Below are 20,547 nucleotides of genomic sequence, written 5' to 3' on the forward strand. Positions count from 1 at the left end.
AGCGACGCTAGCTCCTCTTTCAGCAGCACGCAAAATGACCAGCCACGTGGGTGACTGGTCATTTTGATCGCTGCTTCTTGCGTGGCAGCGGAGAAAACTCCTCAGTGCTCAGCACGCAAAATGACCAGCCACGTGGGTGACTGGTCATTTTGATCGCTGCTTCTTGCGTGGCAGCGGAGGTGGCGAGATTTGAACTCGCGAGAGGTTTGAACCTCAACCCGCTTAGCAGGCGGGCGCACTAGGCCACTATGCGACACCTCCCCGCTGCCGATCGAAACCGGCAACCGGAACAGGATACCGACCCGCAGGCACAGGAGACGAATCGGGACCATACGGTCGGCCGATCAGGTCTGGTCGAAGCGCCGATAACCGTTCGCCGTGTTGAGCCCGTCGTAGATCTCACGCAGCATCTCACCGGCCAGAGAGCCCACATAGGCCAGGGGAAATGCCAGCACCTGACCGTCGCCACGGTCGATCAGCAGCCTCATGCTCTCGACTGTGACGTCCTGGATCTCGAGCCACGGGACACGGACCGGACGCACGGTCAGCTGGCCGCCGATTCGTAGCCCGGTGGCGTCGAGCCGGACAACGGCCGGCGGGAAGGCGATCGTGCGCAAACCGACCAGCAGCGCCAGGACGGTCAGGCCGCCGAAGATCCAGGCCAGCGGGCCGACCGAGGACAGCACGAAAGCCAACGCGGCCGCAAGTCCGGCGACGATCAGGCTGATGCCGACAGCGGGCAGCACAAACCGGCGGTCGAGTCGATAGGTCTTCAAGCAGAGGGGGCGGGATTCGAACCCGCGGCTGACATTGCTGCCAGCGAGCGCTTTCAAGGCGCTTCCGATCGGCCGCTCCGGCACCCCTCCTGGGTGGCAACGCCGGGGCGCTGCGCCGCCTCGATTATGCCATCACTTCAATGGCGCGAACCGGGGAGGCTCTACTCGCACGACCGGAGCGAAGACCCGCGACAGCCGGGCGTCCTGCTCCTTCATGAGGAACCGGCGCAGCACGAGGCCGACCAGCAGCCCCAGGATGCTCGAGTAGAGCGTCGAAAGACCGATGTAGCTCGGGAAGGCCCCGGGCGTGACCAGCGAGGTCGTGAGCACTGCCGTCCCGATCACCGCGAACACCAGGATCCACCAACCTTCACGGCGCTTCGATCGCATCGAGACACCGACGATGAGGGCAGGGAAGCCGATGAACACCTCGACCGGTCGGGGAACCCCCTGGAATGTCTGCCGCATCCAGATCACCAGATCGCTCAACGCCTGGACGACCGACTGCGAGCCGTGGGTGCGGACGAAGCTGCTGTACGCCAGCACCAGCACCACGAGCGCCGCGACGCCCAGCAGGATGGCGAAGTTCTGCCGACCCAGCCCGTGCAGGCCGGCACCCAGATTCCACACCAGGGTGATCGCGAGTCCCAGCGACACACTGAGAACGATGAGATTGAAGCGCTGGTAGTTGACCGGAGCGTTCCACGCCGCGACGCCGACCGTGCCGCTCAGCGCAACCGCCAGCGCCAGGACGTACTCGCCGACCGCGCCGAGCAGAGTCGCCGCCGGCCTCGTGACAAACACCGCCCACACCGCGGCCAGCACCGCCGTCGCCGCGGCGGCCGAGACCAGCAGGAGGTTGGTCTCCAGGATCAGGGCCAGCCCACCGAGCAATACGGTCAACGGGAACCAGATGCGCAGGTGGCCACCGCCGCGATGGGTCAAGCCGATCGCGAAGACGACCATCAGCAGAGCAGCCGACGGTCGCTCGACCCATGTGGGGGTGCCCACCGCCACGACCGAGGTGGCCGCGCCCGTCGTCCCCACCAGCCAGGCGACGAACACCAGCAGCATCAACGTCCGGGCCGCACGCGGTGACTCGAAGCGGGGCTCGCGGGTCGGGAGGTCGTACTCCGGGAGGACGGAGGCGTCGAGGCGACGGCGGCCAGCCTTGGGGGCACTCATGATCTGGGACGCATCCTTCGATTGGCGAGCGAGGGATTGATCTCCCGCGCGTGCGCCAGGTCCTCAGGATCGAGGTTGGCACGGACGATTCCGGGGGCGGTATCCGCCTCAGCAACGATAGAGCCCCACGCATCGACAACCAAGGAATGACCGGTGTAGCGCTCGCCACCCTGCGCCGCAGCGAGCACGTGCATGGTGTTCTCGATCGCCCGAGCCGCGAGCAGGGTGCGCCAGTGGTCGAGCTTGTGCTCACCGGCGACCCAGGCGGCCGGGACCACCAGGGTGCTGGCCCCCGCGTCGACCAGCGCGCGGGCGTGCTCGGGGAACCGCAGGTCGTAACACGTCATGAGTCCGACGCTCCCTCCCGCGATCTCGATGACGACCGGCGTGATCTCGCCGGCGCGGAGGCGCTCGGACTCTCGGTAGCCGAAGGAGTCGTAGAGGTGGATCTTGCGGTACGTGTCGCGCAGCTCGCCGTCGGGGCCCACCACGACCAGAGTGTTGTACGGCAGATCGTCGGTCTGCTCGAACATCCCGGCCACGATCGTGGTCCCCAGCCGGCGCGCCTCCTCGCCGATCAGCCGGACGAACGGGCCGTCGAGCGGCTCGGCGACGGCGGCCAGATCCAGCTCCGGCGGGCCGAAGTCGTGCATCGCTGCCTCCGGCAGCACCACCAGGTCAAGCTCGTCGGTGTCCTGCAGTGTCGCCAGCTGCGCCCGAATCGCCTCGCGATTGACCGAGGAGTCGGTCGTCGAGACGAGCTGGACCAGGGCGACACGCATACGGGCCATCCTTGCAGGTGGGGACACGCCCGGCAGGCGATCCTGCGGGCCGGGGCTCGACGGTACGGCGCCAGCAGGCCTACGCATCGGGGCCCGGTCGAGTCACGGGCACCGTGTCGCTGAGGAACCGGACCTGATCGGCGACGACCCGGTCGAACCACGGCTGGACGTACACATCGAAGTGGCCTGTGCGGTATCGCTCGATGCGGCCGAGCCGAGCCTTGCGCACGTGCCAGAGAGTCGAGCGCGCGGGCGCCACGCTGTCATTCATCGCGACGCAGAACAGGGCCGGACACTCCAGCGCTGCCGCGGCCCGACCCGGGTAGTACAGCGCGATCCGAAGACCGATACGAGCCGCAACACGATCGGGAGGTCCGGCGTCCGGAGGTATCAGCGCCTCGAAGCCGGGCCGGGCGTCCGGTGCTGTCATCAGCGCAGCATCTCCTCGGTTGCCGACCAGGTCGACCCGCACGGGGAGCGCGCCTCGCCCGGCCCGAAGAACGTCCCGCACACCCAGCGCCGCAACCTTCAGCGAGCTGACCGGTCCCAGCGCACGCAGTGACGACAACCCGTCGGTGAACGGGACCTGGGAGATGATCGCTGCGATCCGGCCGTCGCGGACCGCCACCTCGATGACGTGACCGCCGCTGAACGACGTGCCCCACAGGACGATCCGGTCCACGTCGACACCTGGCAGTGATCGCACGTGGTGCAGCGCGGCTGCCCAGTCGTCAAGCTGGCGCCCGATGTCGAGCAACCCGCGCGGCTCTCCGTCGCTCGCCCCGAAGTGGCGGTAGTCGAACACCAGCACGCGATACCCCTGCGCGACGAAGCGTTCGGCATACGAGTCGAGCCGCATCTGCATGACCGACCCCAGCCCGTGGGCCATGACCACGACCGGACCTCGACTCTCGACCACGCTCACGGCGTCCGGCTCGTACCACCAGGCCGCGCACCAGCCGGGCCCCGAGGCGAAACGTGTGTCCACGCGGCTCATGATGGAATCGTAAGCCTCAGGGAGGCACTCCGGCCGCGAGGCCGCTAGCCTGCGGGGATGCGTGCCGTCATAGCTCCGAACCCGGGGAAGATCGAAGCCCTCGAGGTCGTCGAGCGCCCCAAGCCCGTGCCCGGTCCCGGCGAGGTCCTGATCCGCGTGACTGCGGCAGGACTCAACCGTTCGGACCTGCTGCAGCGCCGCGGGTTCTACCCGCCTCCGCCCGGAGTCACCGACGTCCTCGGGCTGGAGTGCTCGGGCGACATCGTGGAGGCCGGCGAGGGCGTCACGGATCTCCCTCCCGGCACCCAGGTCTGCGCCCTGCTGGCCGGCGGCGGCTATGCCGAGTACGTCGTGGTGCCTGCCGGTCAGGTCGCCACGGTCCCCCTTGGTGTCTCGCTGCTGGACGCCGGTGGCTTGATGGAGGTGGCGTGCACGGTGTGGTCCAACGTGTTCATGATGGGCAAGCTGCAGCACGGGGAGACCCTGCTCGTCCACGGCGGGGCTGGCGGCATCGGCACGATGGCCATCCAGCTCGGCAAGGCCTTCGGCGCACGCGTCGTGGTGACCGTCGGCTCGGCCGAGAAGGCCGAGTACTGTCGCGAGCTCGGTGCGGACATGACCATCGACTACACGCAGCACGACTTCGCCGAGGAGATGGACCGGGCCGACATCAAGGCCGACGTGATCCTCGACATCATCGGCGCGAAGTATCTCTCGGCCAACGTCTCGGCCCTCGCAACGGCCGGTCGACTCGTCGTGATCGGTCTGCAGGGCGGAGTCAAGGCTGAGCTCAACCTCGGCGCCCTGATGTCCAAGCGGGCGGCCGTGATGGCGACGACCCTGCGGGCTCGTCCGTCGGCGGAGAAGGCGGCAATCGTGTCCGCGATGGTCGCCCAGGTGTGGCCGCTGATCTCGGACGGCACCGTCCGGCCGGTCACCCATGCGACCTATCCGCTGGAAGAGGTGCGCCAAGCCCACCAGGTGCTGGAGGACTCCAGCCACAGCGGCAAGGTCCTGCTCACGACCTGACGACAGGCCTGCCGGAGGCGCCGGGCGCTCCTGCTCGCGACGCGGGTTTGGACGCGACTCGATAGGCTCGAACCATGACTGAGCAGCAGCCGGAGATCATCGGGCCCGACGGCCAGGCCGTGCCGCCACCGCCGGTCGACGTAGCGCTCGGAGACCTGGTCGAGCAGCCCGCCAAGGTCATGCGGATCGGCGGGATGATCCGTCAGCTCCTCGAAGAGGTCAAGGCCGCACCCCTCGACGAGCCGAGCCGGACGAGATTGCGCGACATCCACCTGCAGTCGATCAAGGAGCTCGAGGACGGATTGGCCCCAGAGCTGGTCGATGAGCTCGAGCGCCTGAGCCTCCCGTTCGACAACGACACCCCCAGCGAGGGCGAGCTCCGCATTGCCCAGGCACAGCTCGTCGGCTGGCTCGAAGGACTCTTTCACGGCATCCAGGCCGCGCTGTACGCACAACAGGTTCAGGCCCAGTCGCAGTTCCAGAACATGAGGCTGGCCCTACCGGGTCCAAACGACACCAAAGGTGAAGATTTGACTACTTCAGGTGAAAGTAGTGGTTCAGCGGGCATGTACCTCTAGACTTGGCTCCGATGTGAGCTGAGATCGACGCAGGAGTGTCGTCGGTCCTGGCTCTCGATGGGAAAGAGGGAGCCCATGACCATCGTGGATGCCACGACGACACCTCCGTGCGCTTCTGAGCCTGCGGACTACCACGACGAGCAACTGCACTCACCCCCGGCGCGGGCCAACATCACCGCCGCCGAGTGGGAGCGGTTGAGCGCCAAACGAGCAGCCGTGCACCGGCAGTGCGCCGGCTGCCCGCTGATGATCGACTGCCTCTACCGTGCGGTCGTCGAGGTCGATGTCTCGGGCTACGCCGCCTGCACGACCGAGTTCGATCGTCAACAGATCCGCCACCGACTCGGCATCGTGATCCAGCAGCCCTCCGCGGTGCCCTTCGGTGCCGCCCGGGTTGGCGGGGGGCCGGTCAGCCATGAGGCGGTCATGACCATGCGTCATGCCTACCCCAAGGACACCTGCCACCAGCTCGCCGACCGCCTGGACTGCTCGACCTCGACGGTCAAGCGTCACCTGCGCCGTGCGCGTGAGCAGAAGCACGACGAGTCGCTGCTGCCCCGGGAGTCGATTGCGAGCCGGCCCAGCGTGGATGCAGTGCTGGACTGCTTCGACGAGCTGGAGTCCAGCCGGGTCGCCTGAGGCGTCCTGCTCAGACGTACCTGCTGAGCTCGGTCACCAGTCCGTCGGCGTCGATGGGTCCCACGACGTCGTCGGCTGCTGCCTTCAGGGAGTCCGGCGCCTGTCCCATGGCGACGCCCCGACCGGCCCAGCGCAGCATCTCCAGGTCGTTGTTGCCGTCGCCGACTGCCAGCACCTCGGACCGCGCAATACCGAACTTGGCACACAAGAACTCCAGCCCGGAGGCCTTCGACACCCCGTCCGGTGCCAGATCGAGCCAGGCCGAGTAGCCGATGTAGTAGTTGGTGCCGGTCAGGCCGAGATCCTTGACGATCGCGGTGAACTCGTCGGGGGTGTGGTCGGCCGAGCGAATCACGACGCGGGCGACGGGCTCGGAGATCAGTGACTCGACGTCCTCGACCACGAGCTGCCCGCTGATCTCGCTGTCGGGGAAGGGCTTGTTGAGCCTGAAGCCGACACCGACCTCCTCGACCGCGACCAGCGCGTCCGGAATCTGCTCGAGCACACGGCGGACCGCCTCGCTGGCGTCGAAGGTCACGACGTCGAGCAGCTCGACGTGGGGGTCGTACCGCATCGTGACGGCACCGTTGCTGGCGACGGCATGACCTCGGGTGAAGCCCAGATTCTCGACGGCATCCATCACACCCGGAACACCACGACCTGTCGCGATGACCGTCTCGATGCCGGCGTCGCGAACCGCATGGACGACCTCCCGCACGGCGGCGGTCATGATGTTGTCACCGTCGACGAGGGTGCCGTCGACGTCGAGCGCGACGAGACGGGGACGGAAGGTCACAGCGCTGGTCCGCTCACGCGATCGGCCTCAGGACCTCGCCGAGCAAGGGGTGGAGCGCGGCGGGGAGACGTACCGAGCCATCGGCCTGCTGCCCGTTCTCCAGCAGCGCGATGATCGTGCGGGTCATGGCGCACAAGGTGCCGTTGAGCGTCGCCGCCGGGGCAGTGCCCTCGTCGCCGCTCACGCGGATGTTCAGGCGGCGCGCCTGGAACTCGGTGCAGTTGGACGCCGAGGACACCTCGCGATACTTGCCCTGTGTCGGGATCCAGGCTTCGCAGTCGAACTTGCGGATCGCCGACAGCCCCAGGTCGCCCGAGGCGACGTCGATGACGCGGTACGGCAGCTCGAGCGCATCCAGCCAGGCACGCTCCCAGCCAAGGATGCGTTGATGCTCCGCAGCGGCTTCGTCGATCGTGGTGTAGACGAACATCTCGACCTTGTCGAACCAGTGCACCCGGAAGATCCCTCGCGTGTCCTTGCCGTAGGAACCGGCCTCCCGCCGATAGCAGGGACTGAAGGCTGCGTAACGACGCGGCATCGACCCGGCGTCGAGGATCTCGTCCGAGTGGTAGGCCGCCATCGGCACCTCGGAGGTGCCCACCAGGTAGAGGCCATCTTTCTCGAGGTGGTAGACGTCATCAGCGGCCTGACCGAGAAACCCCGTGCCCTCCATCGCGCGCTCGTTGACCAGGGCCGGGGGGATCATCGGCGTGAAGCCCCACGCAGCAGCCTTGCTCATGGCCAGCTGGGTCAGGGCCAGCTCCAGCTGGGCTCCCACGCCGGTCAGGAAGTAGAAGCGGGCGCCGCTGACCTTGGCGCCCCGCTCGGTGTCGATCGCGCCCAGCATCTGCCCCAGCTCAAGGTGGTCCCGTGGATCGAATCCCTCGGCGGCGAAGTCCCGCGGCGTGCCTACCGTGTCGAGCACGACGAAGTCGTCCTCGCCACCTTGCGGTGCATCCACCGAGGCGAGGTTGGGCAGCGTCTTGATCAGCCGCTCGAAGGTCTCCGCTGCAGCGGCCTGGACCGTCTCGGCCTCCTTGACCTGCTGACTCAGCTCCTTGGCTCGCGACAGCAGCAGCTGCTTCTCCTCGCCCTGCGCCCGGGGGATGAGCTTGCCGAGGTTCTTCTGCTCACCGCGCACCGCCTCGTAGGCAGAGATCGTCGACCGACGCTGCTCGTCCGCCCCGATCAGCTCGTCGACGAGCTCGGTCGACTCGCCGCGGCGCTGCTGGGCGGCTCGTACGGCGTCAGGGTCGTCTCGCAGGATTCTCGGGTCGATCACCGGTTCAGCCTATCGTCCGGCTCGCGCGCCCAGATCGGTCGACTAGAGTTGGTCGACCCCCCAAGGAGGAAGCTGTGTCGTTCGACCTGCGCCGCGCCAAGCCCGCCCGGCCCGTGATCCTCCTGTGGATCCTGCTCGTGCCCGCCACCCTGTTCGCGATCCTGGCAGTATGCGTCGGGATCAAGGCGGACCCGCTGATATCGCTGGACCACGACGTCGCCCAAGGCGCGTACGACTTCAGCACCCGTCACGACGGGCTCGTCTCGTTCCTGGACGTCGTCGCGGTGGTATTCAGCAATCTCGGCTCGGCCATCGCGCTGATCCTGCTGGCCGGTTACGCGCTCTGGCGACGTGAGCGCAGGGTCGCGATCTGGATCATCGCGAGTGCCGTTGTCGCGATCGTCGGCAACGCCCTGATCAAGCTCGCATTCGATCGATCGCGCCCCGTCTTCGACAAGCCGTTGCACGAGATCGGCGGCTACTCCTTCCCGAGCGGTCACTCGGCCGGCGCTGGGATGTTCTTTACCGTCGCCATCCTGCTGACGATCGTGCTGACCGGACGTGGCCTGCGTCGCCGGATCATCGTGACGATCCTGGCCCTGCTCGCGATCGGCGTCGGCGCCAGCCGGATCTATCTCGGCGTGCACTACCTCAGCGATGTCGTGGCCGGGCTGAGCTTCGGTGTCTTCGTGGCGCTGGGCCTGTGGATCCTGCTGGTCACCGACACCGCGCGTCTCCCGCACGAGCTCGCAGCCCTGACCGGCACGGGTCGCAAGCGGGTGGCAGTGATCCTCAACCCGGCCAAGGTCGGAGACGTCGAGGAGTTCAAGGCCCGGGTCCGCTTCGTCGCGAAACGCGAGAAGTGGACTGAGCCCATCTGGCTCGAGACCACGATCGAAGACCCCGGCCACGGACAGGCCGCCTCCTGCCTGCACGAGGGCGTCGACCTGATCGTGGCCGCGGGCGGCGACGGGACGGTGCGAGCAGTTTGCGAGGAGGCCGCCCGCACCGGTGTGGCCGTGGGCATCCTGCCGCACGGCACCGGCAACCTGCTGGCCCGCAATCTCTCGATCCCGCTCAACACACGTGATGCCCTCGACGTGGTGTTCGGCGGGCAGGACCGGGCGATCGACCTGTCGACGCTGCACACCGACACCGGCACCGACACGACCTTCCTCGTGATGGCCGGTCTCGGCATGGACGCCGCCATCATGACCGGGGTCAATGACCAGCTCAAGAACAAGGTCGGCTGGCTGGCGTACTTCGTCAGTGGGGTCAAGGCCGCCCGATTCCCCGCCATGAAGGTGCAGATCTCGGTGGACGACGGCGAGTTCAAGAAGTTCCGGGCCCGTACCGTCGTGATCGGCAACGTCGGCTTCCTGCAGGGTGGCATCCCCCTGCTCCCGGACGCCCAGATCGATGACGGGCTGCTGGACGTCGTGGTGCTCGCGCCCAAGCGATTCATCGGCTGGCTGGCGATCATCGTGCGGGTCCTCGGTCGGCACAAGCGGACGAACGAGCGACTCGACCGGCTCACTGGCCGCAAGGTCGTCATCCGTGCGGAGAAGACCATGCCCATGCAGCTGGACGGTGACCCCGTCGGCGAGGGCAAGGAGATCACGGCGAATGTCCAGCCCGGCGTCCTGCTGGTTCGCGTCCCGCTCCCGCCGGCGCCGGTGACCGCCCTTTAAACGATGTGGTGAGTCAGCCGGCTGCTCCTGACGGCACGCCGCGCGAGCCCTGCCTACGGGCCACCTGTCACGTCGACGCAGCGACGTACCGGTCGATCTCGGCGAGGATGTCGCGCTTCACCGCATCGTCGGCGAATGACTTGCGAACGGCAACGCGAGCCAGCTCGGCGACGCCGAGGTCGTCCAGTCCCAGCAGGTCGGCGGCGACCGCATACTCGTCGTTCAGCGTCGTGGCGAACATCGGCGGGTCATCGGAGTTGATCGTCACGGGGATTCCCGCGGCGACCAGCTGCGGCAACGGGTGCTCCTCGAGTGAGGGCACCGACTGGGTGCGGACGTTGGAAGTCGGGCAGACCTCCAGGGTGATCTGACGGTCGGCCAGATAGTCCATCAGTGCCGGGTCCTGGGCAGCCGCGATGCCATGGCCGATCCGTTCGGCGCCCAGATGATTGATCGAGTCCCAGATGGTCTCGGGTCCGGTCGACTCTCCGGCGTGCGGCACGCTGCGAAGTCCGGCCGCGATCGCCTGCTCGAAATGCGGGGCGAACTGCGGCCGCGGAACGCCGACCTCAGGTCCACCAAGGCCGAAGCTGACCAGGCCGTCAGGGCGGATCCGCAGCGCCGTGTCGAGCGTGACGTCGGCTCCCGGGATGCCGAACTCCCCGGGAATGTCGAAGCACCACCGCAGCGTGATGTCGAGCTCCGCCTCGGCCTTGTGCCTCGCGTCCTCGACGGCCTCGCAGAACGCCTCGGCCGAGATCCCCGCCAGGATCGAGGTGTAGGGCGTCAGGGTCAGCTCCGCGTACCGAACATTCTGCTGCGCGAGATCACGAGCTACGTCATACGTGAGGGTCCACACGTCCTCGGGCGTGCGGATCAGGTCGACCACCGAGAGGTAGACCTCGACGAAGTGCCCGAAATCAGTGAATGTGAAGTAATCCGCCAACAGGTCGGGGTCGGTCGGCACCGCAGTCTGGCCCTCGTAGCGGGAGGCTAGCTCGGCGACGGTACGCGGAGAAGCGGAACCGACGTGATGCACGTGCAGCTCTGCCTTGGGCAGCTCGGAGATGAACGACATACCGAGATCGTATCGAGAGCTCCGTTCTGCGCCCGCGGACGCAGCGATCAGGCGCCGGCGGACTGCTGCCGCTCGACCACGGAGCCTCGGTCGTCGAACTCGACGTCGACGGTCAGCAGGACCTCATCATTGATCGAGAACTCGACCCGGTTCTCCTCCGCGGTCAGGTTGCCGGCCGTGCCCTCGTCGAGCCACGTGGTCGAGCCGATGACGCTGACCAGAGCGACCTTGGCCCCGTTGTCGATCTGTCCACGGAACACGATCGGGCCCGGTGCAGCGTCACGGATCACGAGGGCGGTGCGACTGACAGCAGGATCGTCGACTGCGACCGTCACGTCATCGGCACCGCCGGAGCGTCCGAAGGTCCACTTGTCGTCGGCGCCGAGCACGGACTCGCCGTTCTCGCCGGCGGCGGTCCTCCACATCACGGTGAGCATTGAGCTGCCTTTCGGTCGTGACGATGTTTTCACGGGTCGCGACCACCCACACAGTGAATGCCGGAACTGCTTGTGTTGGCAACGCACCCAGCGGGGTGTGGGGGGACCGTCCAGGCTCGCTCAGGACCCCGGAACGATCGCGGTGATGATCGATCCATCGCTGCGACGACGGCCCGGCACGGGCTCCGGCACACCCTCCAGGCGTGGCCCCTGACCATCGAGCGACACAGACACCGGATCACCCGGCAGCACCTCGACCTCCTGGCCGCGCACGACGATCATGGCACTTTTGCCCTCCTCGATGCTCAGCTCGACATCGCCGGGCCGGACGATCACTCGGACGCGAGTGCCCCGCAAGGTGACCCGGAAGACCAGCGAGTCCCACTCCTCGGGGAGCCGTGGGTCGAGGGTGAACACACCGCCGTAGTCACGGAACCCACCAAAGCCATTGACCAGCGCGCTCCACACCCCGCCGGTCGAGGCGACGTGCACGCCGTCGGCAGTGTTGTGGTGGCGGTCGGCCAGATCCACGAACAGCGCCGAGAGGAAGTAACGCAGCGCGAGGTCGTGGTAGCCGACCTCGGCCGCGATGATCGACTGCACGACCGCAGACAGCGTGGAGTCGCCCGTCGTGATCGGGTCGTAGTACTCGAAGTCGGCGCGCTTCTCCTCGGGCGTGAAGTGATTGCCCTGCAAGAACAGCGCCAGCACGACATCGGCCTGCTTGAGCACCTGGAACCGGTAGATCACCAGCGGGTGATAGTGCAGGAGCAGTGGTCGCTTGTCCATGGGCGTCTTGGTCAGGTCCCACACCTCCCGCTCCAAGAAGTGCTGGTCCTGCGGATGAACTCCCATGTGCTCGTCGTAAGGGATGGCCATGTCGTTCGCTGCCCGCTCCCAGTCCTGGACCTCGCGCTCGTCCAGCTCCAGGCGACCGACGACCTGGTCGTACTCGACACCGTCGCGAATGGCCAGGTCACGTACTGCCTCGGCGGCTCTGCGCAGGTTGAACCGGGCCATGACGTTGGTGAAAAGATTGTCGTTGACCACCGTCGTGTACTCGTCCGGGCCCGTGACGCCGTGGATGTGGAAGATGCCATCCTCCTCGCTGCGCCAGAAGCCCAGGTCGACCCACATCCGGGCCGTCTCGACGAGCACGTCGATGGCCTCGCGGGTCAGGAAGTCAATGTCACCCGTCGCGGCGAGGTACTGGCTCAGCGCGTACGAGATGTCGGCATCGATGTGGTACTGCGCCGTGCCAGCCGCGTAGTACGCCGATGCCTCCTCGCCGTTGATCGTGCGCCAGGGGAACAGCGCACCCTGCTGCGCGAGCTGATCCGCCCGTCTGCGCGCCGCGTCGAGCAGCGTGTAGCGGAACCGCAAGGCGTTGCGAGCCGACCGAGGAGTCGTGTACGTCAGGAACGGCAGGACGTAGACCTCGGTGTCCCAGAAGTAGTGGCCGCCGTAGCCTGATCCGGTCACGCCCTTGGCGGCGATGCCGGTGCCCTCGGCGCGGGCGGAGGCCTGCGCGATCTGGAACAGGTTCCAACGCAGTGCCTGCTGGATCTCGGGCTGTCCCGGCACCTCGACATCGGATCTGGCCCAAAAATCGTCGAGCCAGGCGCGCTGATCGGCGAACTGCTGATCGGGCCCCTCGGCACCCGCTCGATCGAGGGTCCGTTGGCAGCGGTCGATCAGCTCACGTGAGGGCACGCCGCGGGAGGTGTGATAGCTGACCAGCTTGGTCAGCGTGATCGGCTGCCCCGGCTCCGCGGCGACCCGATAGGTCAGCTTCGCCAGGTCGTCGTCCGTGTGGACGTGGGTCGTGAATCGGTTCGCGGTCTCAAGAGTGTGATCGGCCACGACCCCGATCGTCATCCCGCTCTCCGCACATTGGTAGCCCAGCGAGACCCGGCCGCTCTCGGCGTCGCCGGAGTTGCTCTGCGGGATCAGGACCCGGTGACGCATGCTGCTGGCCTTGCGCGGGTCGACTCCCTCGCCCATCGACTTGGACCGGACGTGGTACTCGTCCTCGCCGTCCTGTCGGTTCAGGACCTGGGAAGAGATTGCCACCGGCGCCGGCGCGTCCAGCAGCGTGACCTCGAAGGTCAGCACCACCAGGTGTCGCTGGGTGAACGAGACCATCCGCCGCGAGCGGATCCGCACCCGCTTCCCGCTCGGCGTGCGCCACAGGATGTCGCGGATCATGACCCCGGCCCGGAAGTCGATCCGTCGGTCGTACTCGATCAGGTCGGCAATCGGCAGCAGCAGCGGCTCGTCGTCCACGTAGAGCCGGATGACTTTGGCGTCGGGTGCGTTGACGATCGTCTGGCCGACGCGCGCGAACCCGAATGCTTCCTCTGCGTGCTGGATCGGCCACGTTTCGTGGAAGCCGTTGACGAACGTGCCGTGCGAGTACGAGTCGCGGCCCTCGTCGACGTTGCCGCGCAGACCGATGTAGCCGTTACCGACGGAGAACACCGTCTCGGTCGCGCCGAGGTCGTCATTGTCGATGTGGCTCTCGACCAGCGCCCACTCGTCGACGGGATAACGCGAACGATCCAGGAAGTCCATGTTCTCGGGCGCGACGTGCGACGGACCGTTCATGTGAGCTCCTGCAGATCCGCGACGACGACGTCGGCGCCATGCTCGATGAGAGCATCGGCACCCACCCCACGGTCCACTCCGATGACGAGACCGAATTCGCCGGCGGCGCCAGCCTGCACACCGGACAGTGCATCCTCGAAGACGACCGCGCGCTCCTTGGGTACCCCGAGCTGCTCCGCGGCATCCAGGAACGTGTCAGGGGCAGGCTTTCCGGCCAGTCCCCGCTCGGCCGCTTCCTTGCCGCTGACGATGACGGGGAAGTGGTCCAGCAGGCCTGCCGCCTCGAGCACAGCCGCTGCATTGCGCGAGCTCGACACGATGGCCAGCTTGGTGCCGCGCTTCTGCAGAATGTCGATCAGTGCCACCGACCCCGCATAGGCCGTGACCCCCTCGGTGCTCAGGATCTGCTCGAAGTCCGCGTTCTTGCGGTTGCCGAGGCCGGCAATCGTCTTCTGCTCCGGTCCGTCGCCGGGGTCGCCCTCCGGCAGCTCGATGTCACGACTCTGGAGGAACGACCGCACGCCGTCGTACCGCGGCTTGCCATCGACGAAGCGGTAGTAGTCGTCATCGGTGTACGCCTGGCTGATCCCGCGTTCGTGCAGGAAGTCGCCGAACATCTGGGCCCAGGCGCGCATGTGCACCTCGGCGGTCGGGGTGATGACCCCATCGAGGTCGAACAGGGCAGCGTCGTAGTCGTTCCAGTCCACATGTCGAGGGTATGCCCGACCCGGCCCGTGGTGTCGACCAACGGGGGAGGATCCAGCGCGTGAATCTCATCACCCGGCATCCCTGGCGGCCATGGCTGGACGATCCGAGCCGATCCGTTGGCGCCGCACCGTCTGGCCGCCGAGTCTCTAGGGTGGTGGCATGACACGTGGAGCAGACAGCGAAGTCGGTCGATTGCGGACGGTCATGCTGCACCGGCCCGGTCCCGAGCTCGGCCGGCTGACGCCCCGCAACAATGACCAGCTCCTGTTCGACGCCATCCCGTGGCTCGGCCGGGCCCAGGAGGAGCATGACGCCTTCGCCGAGGCTCTCCGCGACCGCGACGTCGAGGTGCTCTACCTCATGGACCTGCTGGTGCAGACCCTCGCCGACGCACAGGCCAGGGAGTCGATCATCAACAGCACGACCTCGAGTCTGCAACTCGGTGACGGCCTGCGCGACCACCTCTGCCGGGTCATGACCGACCTGGCTCCCGAGGAGCTGGCCCACACCCTGACGGCGGGCCTGCGCAACGACGAGGTCCAGACCTTCCGCAGCATCGTCACGAGCCTGCTGCCCCGAGACGAGTTCTTGATCGAACCGCTCCCCAATCTGCTGTTCACCCGCGACTCATCGGTGTGGCTGCGCGGCCACGTTGCCGTCACGAGCCTCGCCATGCCGGCCCGCGTCCGCGAGACCAGGCTGACCGGCTTGATCTACGATCACCATCCCAGGTTCGCCGACGTGCCCCGGGTGCATGGCGCCCACCTCGAGCACGTCGAGGGTGGGGATGTCCTGCTGCTGGCCCCGGGGACGATCGCGGTGGGGGTCGGCGAGCGCACCACACCGGCCGGGTTCGAGCGCTTCGCCCAGCAAGCACTCACCGGCGGGCTCGCGCACACCGTGCTCGCGGTGCCGATCGCTCAGGAACGCGCCACGATGCATCTGGACACGATCGTGACGATGGTCGACGTCGACACTGTGGTGATCTACCCCAACATGGCCGACACGCTTCGCGCGTACTCCGTGACCCTCGACGACGACCAGCTCGTCGTAGCGCCGGAGCGATCGTTCTTCGCCGCGGCCGCGGAGGCGATGGGTATCGAGACGCTGCACCAGATCGACACCGGCCTGGATCCCGTCACTGCCGAGCGGGAGCAGTGGGACGACGGGAACAACACCCTCGCGATCGGACCACGGCTCGCCGTGGCGTACGAGCGCAACGTGCAGACCAACGCACGACTCGAGGAGCACGGTATCGAGGTCGTGGCGATCAGCGGATCCGAGCTGGGCTCGGGCCGCGGCGGGCCGCGCTGCATGTCGTGCCCGATCGACCGCGACTGAGCCACCGATCTCGGGTCAGATCGTGACCTGGCGGCTGACGATGGAGTTGCGCGCCGACCGCTGCTCCGTGGTCAGGGGGCCGTCATCGGCTAGTGCCGCATCGAGCCGGATACGGAAGGCCCGCGCCGGCTCCTCCAGCGCCTCTGCGTCGACGTCGAACTCCCACACCGGCACCAGCCGCCCGTGGCCGCGGAAGTGACCAATGAGCTTGGTTCCGTCGCCCAGTGTGTCCTCTCCGCGCACGCGGAGGCGCGCGAGAGCGTCAAGCAGCGCGGTCTCGTCCTCGGTCATGACCCAGCGGAGGAATCGCTGCGGACCCATCTCGGTCCAGTAGGCCGCATCGACCGAGGTGAGGCGCACGGTCGGCGCGATCGTCTCGTTGGCCTGGGCGAGCAGCTCGGCGGTCTCGGGACGCTCGTCGGTGCCTTCGACCCAGTAGTCGAATCCTTCGTGCACCTCCACCTCGAACCCGCTCTCGGGATCGACCAGGTCCTGCAGGCGCGGCCCCACCCCGGGGTCGGCCATCGGCACCGGCTGACCCGGGTCGAGCTCGAGGGCCGTCTCGACGACGTACGCCAGGTCACGGCTGATGTCACCGAAGTTGTGCGCGACCTGAAGACCGACCCAGATCTCGCCGTCGGGGCGCACGATGCCGGCGCCATTGCCCGGGAGCAACGAGCAGATGCGAACCGATCGGCCCGACATGAGCTGGACCACCGCGCTCGCGGACGGCACGAACTCGCGCAGTGCTATCCAGTCGGCCTCGTGCGGGAGCCCCTCGAACGTGCGAGCCACGAAGGGCATGCGCTGCTTCTTGGCGGCCTTGTTCTTGTTTCGCGACTTCTTGCCCATGACGGGGGAGTCTATGTCGAGGGAAGCCGGTGTCTCAGTGGGGGATGAGGCCGAGCTCAGCGTTGACGCGAGTGCCCGCCGACATGTCGACCCACCATCGATCCGCAACCCGGTTGATGATCGACAGACCACGACCGCTGAGCGAGTCCTCGTCGAAGTCGATTGGCTTGAGCGAGGCACCGACGCCTGCGTCGTAGACGCTCAGCTCGAGCAGGGTTCCGCTGATCGACCACGAGATCTCGACCGTGCCGTCGGATGTCGGAACGCCATGGCTCACCGCGTTGGCGATCATCTCGCTGATGACGATCAGCGCGTCATCGATCACCTCGTTGGACGCCCGGTTCACCGTCAGGAAAGCCGCCAGTCGTGTGCGGGCGATCCCCGGTGTGGAGGCGACAAAGGGCAGACGGATCGTGTCGTGAGCCTTCATGACCACCACCGATCCACCGAGTACGAGAGCGTGCAACGCCGAAAAAATCACGGGCGGCTGCCCGCATGTAGTCCAAAGTAACTACACGAGGGGGTCCATTGCTACTCCTGGAGCCAAAAAACACCCCCGCGGTGTTGCATCACACGTCGCCATGGACCATGGACAGATGAACGAATTCGGCATCCCGACCACTGACATCACCGGCGTGCCGGAGGTGATTCCGGCCGATCTGGTGGTGCTCGACGTGCGCGAGAGTCACGAGTGGTCAGCCGGGCACATCATCGGCGCGATCCACATCCCGCTCGGCGAGCTGCAGGCGCGGGTTGGCGAGCTCGATCCCGACGCCAGGACCGTTGTGGTGTGCCACGTCGGCGGCCGATCGGCCCGGGCCACGGAGTGGCTGCACTCCCAGGGGCACGACGTGATCAACCTCGCCGGCGGCATGGACGCCTGGGAGCAGGCGGGACGTCCGGTCGCACGCGGGGACCTGTAGCCAGTACGTAATCGACCACCGGACGCACGACAGCGCCACCGGATCAGACCCGATGGCGCTGCGCGGATTCTGCTGAGTGTTACTTGGCCGCAGCCTTGAGGCGCGAGCCGACGCTCACCTTGACGCCGAAACCGGCGGGGATGTCGATCGTCTCGCCCGTGGAAGGGTTGCGACCCGTGCGAGCGGCGCGCTCGACGCGCTCGACGGACAGGATGCCGGGGATCGAGACCTTGTCGCCATTGCTGACGGAGTCGAGCAGGATCTCGCTGAAGGACGAGAGGACGGCGTCGGCCTCGGCCTTGCTGGTGCCGGCCTTCGAAGCGAGGGCAGCGACGAGGTCGTTGCGTGAGATAGCCACAAAAGCTCCTAGTGAGTGGTGAAGTGTTCCATCACAGTCTATGAACCGAGATCCGTGATTCTGCCCCACCCCCCGCGGGCAACGGGGAATTCGGCCTGCTATCAGAACCACATCGGGGGTGGGTCGGCCTGCACGAGCGGCCCGATCGTCTGCAGGTAGCGATCGCGCGGCCATTCCGTCACCCCCAGCGAAGCGAGATGGTCCGTGCGCCACTGGGTGTCGATCAGGCCGGTCGGGCCCATGATCTCCGCCAGCGCCATCAACGAGACCTTCGATGCGTCAGCCGCCCGGTGGAACATCGACTCTCCGGCGAACAGCCGGCCGACGCTCAGGCCGTACAGGCCGCCGAGGAGCGCGCCGTGGTCGTCCCGGCTCTCGACCGAGTGAGCCCATCCGAGTCGGTGCATGCGCACGTATGCCTCACGGATCGGCGAATCGATCCAGGCGCCGGGCCGATTCGGATCGGCGCAGGCGTCGATGACCTCTTCGAAAGATTCGTCGATCGTCACGACATAGCGGCGGCGCGACTTCGCCAGCGACCGGGTGACCCGGAGCGCCAAGGGCTCCAGCACGCCGCGCAGCATCGGTGACCACCACAGCAGCTGGCCGTCGTGCGGCATGGGGAAGGCCCCGTTGCGGTAGGCGGCAAGCAGGGTCCCCGGCTCGAGATCAGCGCCGGCCGCGACACAATCCTCGTCCGGCCACGCGGTGGGATCGAAGATCCATGGCGAAGCGGCCAGTGACTGCCTCCTCATGGGTCGACGAGCCGGGAGAGGTGGTCCACCGGGGCGCGGCCCCACTCGGCCCACTCCGCGGCAGTGGCCTCGGTGAGGCACACCCACCAGGTCATGGCGCGGTTGACCGGCTGGGTCAGGTCGGTGGCTCTGCGCTGCGACTCCAGATCCGCGGGCCCAACGCCCCAGATCGCGCAGTAGCTCTCGACGACGTCCTCCCACGGGACCTCGCTGCGCTCCGTGATCCAACCTCGCGGCACGCTCAGCAGCTCCGCGGCATGTGCCCACTGCCCGTCGCCGAAGTCGAAGATCCGCAGAGAGTCCGGGGAGACCGCGAACACGTTCCACGGATGGATGTCCCCGTGCTGCCACGTCGCGGGAAGGCTGGACGAGCAGAGCTCGTCGACCGCGTCGACGATCGCGGGCCGAACAATCCGCAGTCGGCGCTCGAGATCGGCGTCGATGCGGCTCGGGTGCTGTTCGGGCAGATCGACCAGGATGTCGACGAGACGGTCGAGACGGTCGACGACCGTCCCGGGCGAGCAGTCGGGTAGGCCGGTCCGGAGCAGCTCCTCGACGTGTCCCGCAGCGAGGCGTTGGACAGCGGCCGCCTCACCCAGCACCTGGCGCCAATCGGCGGCCGTCGGCTGATGGGAATCACCCAGCGTCGCCCCCCGGTCGCGGGTGAGCGCCCAGCCTCGCGCGGCATCGATCGCGTACGGCTGATCCACCGACGCGGGAGCCAGCCGCGCCAGCTCGGTGTGCAGCAGCGGTTCGAACGCGAGCCCCGCGCAGTTGGCCTTGAACCACATCAAGCCCAGATCCGTCGGCAGCACGAGCTGGGTCGACCATGGTCGCAGATGCGGCTGCCTGCTCGGCCCGGTGACCCGGTGACCGGCGGGCGCGAGCTGCTCCTCGACCCAGTTCTCGACCTCCCGATGCCAGCCGGGCTCGGCAACGCGCTCGGAGAAGGGGCGTCCCATGACACCAGACTAGGGCCGGGCCTCGCCGCACCAGCCCTGCGCTCGGGACGCGACCTATGCTGGTGCCATGGGAGTCCGCCGAAATGTCGCCGTCACGGCGGGTGCCAAGCTCGTTCCCGCCGTGGCCTCAAGCTACGTCCGCATAGTTTTGGACCACGCGATAGACGGCATCGGCCCGTTGCGATCTGCCGCTGCCTCCGGCGATGCCAAGCTCGTCGACCACGGCGGCGACGTCGAGCTGGCGATCCGCGGGCTCATCCGCATGCACGCGGGGCTGGCCGGGATCCAGGGCTTTGTGACCAATCTGGGCGGCGTGACTGCGCTGGCCGTCTCGGTCCCCGCCAATGTCGTCGGCGTCACCGTCGTGCAGTGCCACCTGGTCGCGGGCATCGCACACCTGCGTGGCTACGACCTCGATGACCCACGCGTGCGCAACGCGATCCTCGCCTGCATGCTCGGAGAGGAAGCGGTCGAGTCCCTCGTCAAGAGGCACCGACTGCCTTCCTCACCGATGGCGTTGGCGACGTCCCCCGTGCACGACCCCGTGCTCGACGAGACCCTGTCGCGCGAAGTGACTTCCGAGCTCGTCGGTCGCACCACCGGTCGCCGGGCGATCACCCTGATCGGCCGGCGCGTGCCGCTGCTCGGTGGCGCGGTCGGCGCATCCAGCGACGCCTACGCGACGTGGCAGATCGGTCAGTTCGCGGAAGAGGAGCTCCGCGACCGCCGGCTGGCCCGCTGACGTCACCGGTGATCCCGGGCGCAGGCCCG

22 protein-coding genes and 2 tRNA genes are annotated in these 20,547 nt (G+C 67.5%); 7 read left to right on the forward strand and 17 right to left on the reverse strand.

Going from position 1 to position 20,547, the window contains the following annotated elements; all coding sequences use genetic code 11:
• Nucleotides 1-174 precede the first annotated feature (174 nt).
• The 6 genes from WB461_RS02030 to WB461_RS02055 all read right to left on the reverse strand — a co-directional run bounded on the left by WB461_RS02030 (nucleotide 175) and on the right by WB461_RS02055 (nucleotide 3,740).
• Nucleotides 175-261 (reverse strand) — tRNA-Ser (locus tag WB461_RS02030).
• Between the two features lie 83 nt (nucleotides 262-344).
• On the reverse strand, nucleotides 345-776 hold the full coding sequence (locus tag WB461_RS02035) for a hypothetical protein (protein WP_423851054.1): 432 nt from the start codon (nucleotides 774-776) through the stop codon (nucleotides 345-347).
• Between the two features lies 1 nt (nucleotide 777).
• Nucleotides 778-866, reverse strand: a tRNA-Ser gene (locus WB461_RS02040).
• A 42-nt stretch (nucleotides 867-908) separates the two neighbouring features.
• Nucleotides 909-1,961, reverse strand: coding sequence for a hypothetical protein (locus tag WB461_RS02045; protein ID WP_423851055.1), 1,053 nt, complete (start codon nucleotides 1,959-1,961; stop codon nucleotides 909-911).
• Nucleotides 1,958-2,743 carry a carbon-nitrogen hydrolase family protein gene (locus WB461_RS02050; protein ID WP_423851056.1) on the reverse strand — a complete coding sequence of 262 codons (786 nt, stop codon included), beginning with the start codon at nucleotides 2,741-2,743 and terminating at the stop codon, nucleotides 1,958-1,960. The genes WB461_RS02045 and WB461_RS02050 overlap by 4 nt, the downstream gene beginning before the upstream one ends.
• Before the next feature lie 79 nt (nucleotides 2,744-2,822).
• Complete coding sequence (locus WB461_RS02055) at nucleotides 2,823-3,740, reverse strand: alpha/beta hydrolase (protein WP_423851057.1); 918 nt, start codon at nucleotides 3,738-3,740, stop codon at nucleotides 2,823-2,825.
• Nucleotides 3,741-3,797: 57 nt separating this feature from the next.
• Here WB461_RS02055 and WB461_RS02060 point away from each other — a divergent pair, with 57 nt between their 5' ends.
• From WB461_RS02060 to WB461_RS02070, 3 genes are all read left to right on the forward strand, one after another.
• Nucleotides 3,798-4,769, forward strand: a complete 972-nt coding sequence (locus WB461_RS02060) for an NAD(P)H-quinone oxidoreductase (RefSeq protein WP_423851058.1) — start codon at nucleotides 3,798-3,800, stop codon at nucleotides 4,767-4,769.
• 74 nt (nucleotides 4,770-4,843) lie between these two features.
• Nucleotides 4,844-5,347, forward strand: a complete 504-nt coding sequence (locus WB461_RS02065; RefSeq protein ID WP_423851059.1) for a bacterial proteasome activator family protein — start codon at nucleotides 4,844-4,846, stop codon at nucleotides 5,345-5,347.
• A gap of 75 nt (nucleotides 5,348-5,422) precedes the next feature.
• The gene (locus WB461_RS02070; RefSeq protein WP_423851060.1) at nucleotides 5,423-5,986 is read left to right on the forward strand and encodes a transcription factor WhiB; all 564 of its coding nucleotides are present in this window, start codon (nucleotides 5,423-5,425) and stop codon (nucleotides 5,984-5,986) included.
• Between the two features lie 10 nt (nucleotides 5,987-5,996).
• On the opposite strand, the gene WB461_RS02075 is transcribed toward WB461_RS02070, so the two are convergent.
• Together WB461_RS02075 and serS are read right to left on the reverse strand one after the other, a co-directional pair.
• Nucleotides 5,997-6,782, reverse strand: a complete 786-nt coding sequence (locus WB461_RS02075; RefSeq protein ID WP_423851061.1) for an HAD family hydrolase — start codon at nucleotides 6,780-6,782, stop codon at nucleotides 5,997-5,999.
• A 13-nt stretch (nucleotides 6,783-6,795) separates the two neighbouring features.
• Nucleotides 6,796-8,064: a serine--tRNA ligase gene (serS, locus tag WB461_RS02080; protein WP_423851062.1), complete on the reverse strand. Its 1,269-nt coding sequence runs from the start codon at nucleotides 8,062-8,064 to the stop codon at nucleotides 6,796-6,798.
• 74 nt (nucleotides 8,065-8,138) lie between these two features.
• Between serS and WB461_RS02085 the strand changes: the two genes are divergently transcribed.
• On the forward strand, nucleotides 8,139-9,755 hold the full coding sequence (locus WB461_RS02085) for a phosphatase PAP2 family protein (RefSeq protein WP_423851063.1): 1,617 nt from the start codon (nucleotides 8,139-8,141) through the stop codon (nucleotides 9,753-9,755).
• Between the two features lie 67 nt (nucleotides 9,756-9,822).
• On the opposite strand, the gene WB461_RS02090 is transcribed toward WB461_RS02085, so the two are convergent.
• The 4 genes from WB461_RS02090 to WB461_RS02105 form a co-directional block, all read right to left on the reverse strand.
• Entirely contained in the window at nucleotides 9,823-10,833 is a 1,011-nt protein-coding gene (locus WB461_RS02090) for an adenosine deaminase (RefSeq protein ID WP_423851064.1), read from the reverse strand.
• Between the two features lie 47 nt (nucleotides 10,834-10,880).
• A complete protein-coding gene (locus WB461_RS02095; protein WP_423851065.1) occupies nucleotides 10,881-11,258 on the reverse strand; it encodes a hypothetical protein in 378 nt (125 codons plus the stop codon).
• Between the two features lie 132 nt (nucleotides 11,259-11,390).
• On the reverse strand, nucleotides 11,391-13,877 hold the full coding sequence (locus WB461_RS02100; protein WP_423851066.1) for a glycoside hydrolase family 65 protein: 2,487 nt from the start codon (nucleotides 13,875-13,877) through the stop codon (nucleotides 11,391-11,393).
• Entirely contained in the window at nucleotides 13,874-14,584 is a 711-nt protein-coding gene (locus WB461_RS02105) for an HAD family hydrolase (RefSeq protein ID WP_423851067.1), read from the reverse strand. Before WB461_RS02105 ends, WB461_RS02100 begins: the two co-directional genes overlap by 4 nt.
• Nucleotides 14,585-14,744: 160 nt before the next feature.
• Between WB461_RS02105 and WB461_RS02110 the strand changes: the two genes are divergently transcribed.
• Nucleotides 14,745-15,926: an arginine deiminase gene (locus WB461_RS02110; protein WP_423851068.1), complete on the forward strand. Its 1,182-nt coding sequence runs from the start codon at nucleotides 14,745-14,747 to the stop codon at nucleotides 15,924-15,926.
• Nucleotides 15,927-15,941: 15 nt separating this feature from the next.
• On the opposite strand, the gene WB461_RS02115 is transcribed toward WB461_RS02110, so the two are convergent.
• Entirely contained in the window at nucleotides 15,942-16,778 is an 837-nt protein-coding gene (locus tag WB461_RS02115; RefSeq protein WP_423851069.1) for a DUF5926 family protein, read from the reverse strand.
• Between the two features lie 34 nt (nucleotides 16,779-16,812).
• Nucleotides 16,813-17,208, reverse strand: a complete 396-nt coding sequence (locus WB461_RS02120; protein ID WP_423851070.1) for an ATP-binding protein — start codon at nucleotides 17,206-17,208, stop codon at nucleotides 16,813-16,815.
• A gap of 166 nt (nucleotides 17,209-17,374) precedes the next feature.
• On the opposite strand from WB461_RS02120, the gene WB461_RS02125 reads away from it, so the two are divergent.
• Nucleotides 17,375-17,701 carry a rhodanese-like domain-containing protein gene (locus WB461_RS02125; RefSeq protein ID WP_423851071.1) on the forward strand — a complete coding sequence of 109 codons (327 nt, stop codon included), beginning with the start codon at nucleotides 17,375-17,377 and terminating at the stop codon, nucleotides 17,699-17,701.
• A 79-nt stretch (nucleotides 17,702-17,780) separates the two neighbouring features.
• Here the strand turns inward: WB461_RS02125 and WB461_RS02130 are convergent, their stop codons facing one another.
• From WB461_RS02130 to WB461_RS02140, 3 genes are all read right to left on the reverse strand, one after another.
• Entirely contained in the window at nucleotides 17,781-18,053 is a 273-nt protein-coding gene (locus tag WB461_RS02130; protein ID WP_423851112.1) for an HU family DNA-binding protein, read from the reverse strand.
• A gap of 107 nt (nucleotides 18,054-18,160) precedes the next feature.
• Entirely contained in the window at nucleotides 18,161-18,814 is a 654-nt protein-coding gene (gene aat, locus WB461_RS02135; protein WP_423851072.1) for a leucyl/phenylalanyl-tRNA--protein transferase, read from the reverse strand.
• Nucleotides 18,811-19,776 carry a phosphotransferase gene (locus WB461_RS02140; RefSeq protein WP_423851073.1) on the reverse strand — a complete coding sequence of 322 codons (966 nt, stop codon included), beginning with the start codon at nucleotides 19,774-19,776 and terminating at the stop codon, nucleotides 18,811-18,813. The genes aat and WB461_RS02140 overlap by 4 nt, the downstream gene beginning before the upstream one ends.
• A gap of 67 nt (nucleotides 19,777-19,843) precedes the next feature.
• On the opposite strand from WB461_RS02140, the gene WB461_RS02145 reads away from it, so the two are divergent.
• The gene (locus WB461_RS02145) at nucleotides 19,844-20,518 is read left to right on the forward strand and encodes an EcsC family protein (protein WP_423851074.1); all 675 of its coding nucleotides are present in this window, start codon (nucleotides 19,844-19,846) and stop codon (nucleotides 20,516-20,518) included.
• The last annotated feature ends 29 nt before the right edge of the window (nucleotides 20,519-20,547 follow it).

This window comes from Aeromicrobium sp. (assembly GCF_049587115.1).
Taxonomy (GTDB): Bacteria; Actinomycetota; Actinomycetes; order Propionibacteriales; family Nocardioidaceae; genus Aeromicrobium.

What these genes read in the sequence shown, in the direction of transcription:
- WB461_RS02045 (WP_423851055.1), bottom strand. Translation starts at nt 1,961, where the DNA reads ATGAGTGCCCCCAAGGCTGGCCGCCGTCGCCTCGACGCCTCCGTCCTC.
- WB461_RS02050 (WP_423851056.1), bottom strand. Translation starts at nt 2,743, where the DNA reads ATGCGTGTCGCCCTGGTCCAGCTCGTCTCGACGACCGACTCCTCGGTC.
- WB461_RS02055 (WP_423851057.1), bottom strand. Translation starts at nt 3,740, where the DNA reads ATGAGCCGCGTGGACACACGTTTCGCCTCGGGGCCCGGCTGGTGCGCG.
- WB461_RS02060 (WP_423851058.1), top strand. Translation starts at nt 3,798, where the DNA reads ATGCGTGCCGTCATAGCTCCGAACCCGGGGAAGATCGAAGCCCTCGAG.
- WB461_RS02065 (WP_423851059.1), top strand. Translation starts at nt 4,844, where the DNA reads ATGACTGAGCAGCAGCCGGAGATCATCGGGCCCGACGGCCAGGCCGTG.
- WB461_RS02070 (WP_423851060.1), top strand. Translation starts at nt 5,423, where the DNA reads ATGACCATCGTGGATGCCACGACGACACCTCCGTGCGCTTCTGAGCCT.
- WB461_RS02090 (WP_423851064.1), bottom strand. Translation starts at nt 10,833, where the DNA reads ATGTCGTTCATCTCCGAGCTGCCCAAGGCAGAGCTGCACGTGCATCAC.
- WB461_RS02095 (WP_423851065.1), bottom strand. Translation starts at nt 11,258, where the DNA reads ATGTGGAGGACCGCCGCCGGCGAGAACGGCGAGTCCGTGCTCGGCGCC.
- WB461_RS02100 (WP_423851066.1), bottom strand. Translation starts at nt 13,877, where the DNA reads ATGAACGGTCCGTCGCACGTCGCGCCCGAGAACATGGACTTCCTGGAT.
- WB461_RS02110 (WP_423851068.1), top strand. Translation starts at nt 14,745, where the DNA reads ATGACACGTGGAGCAGACAGCGAAGTCGGTCGATTGCGGACGGTCATG.
- WB461_RS02115 (WP_423851069.1), bottom strand. Translation starts at nt 16,778, where the DNA reads ATGGGCAAGAAGTCGCGAAACAAGAACAAGGCCGCCAAGAAGCAGCGC.
- WB461_RS02120 (WP_423851070.1), bottom strand. Translation starts at nt 17,208, where the DNA reads ATGAAGGCTCACGACACGATCCGTCTGCCCTTTGTCGCCTCCACACCG.
- WB461_RS02125 (WP_423851071.1), top strand. Translation starts at nt 17,375, where the DNA reads ATGAACGAATTCGGCATCCCGACCACTGACATCACCGGCGTGCCGGAG.
- aat (WP_423851072.1), bottom strand. Translation starts at nt 18,814, where the DNA reads ATGAGGAGGCAGTCACTGGCCGCTTCGCCATGGATCTTCGATCCCACC.
- WB461_RS02140 (WP_423851073.1), bottom strand. Translation starts at nt 19,776, where the DNA reads ATGGGACGCCCCTTCTCCGAGCGCGTTGCCGAGCCCGGCTGGCATCGG.
- WB461_RS02145 (WP_423851074.1), top strand. Translation starts at nt 19,844, where the DNA reads ATGGGAGTCCGCCGAAATGTCGCCGTCACGGCGGGTGCCAAGCTCGTT.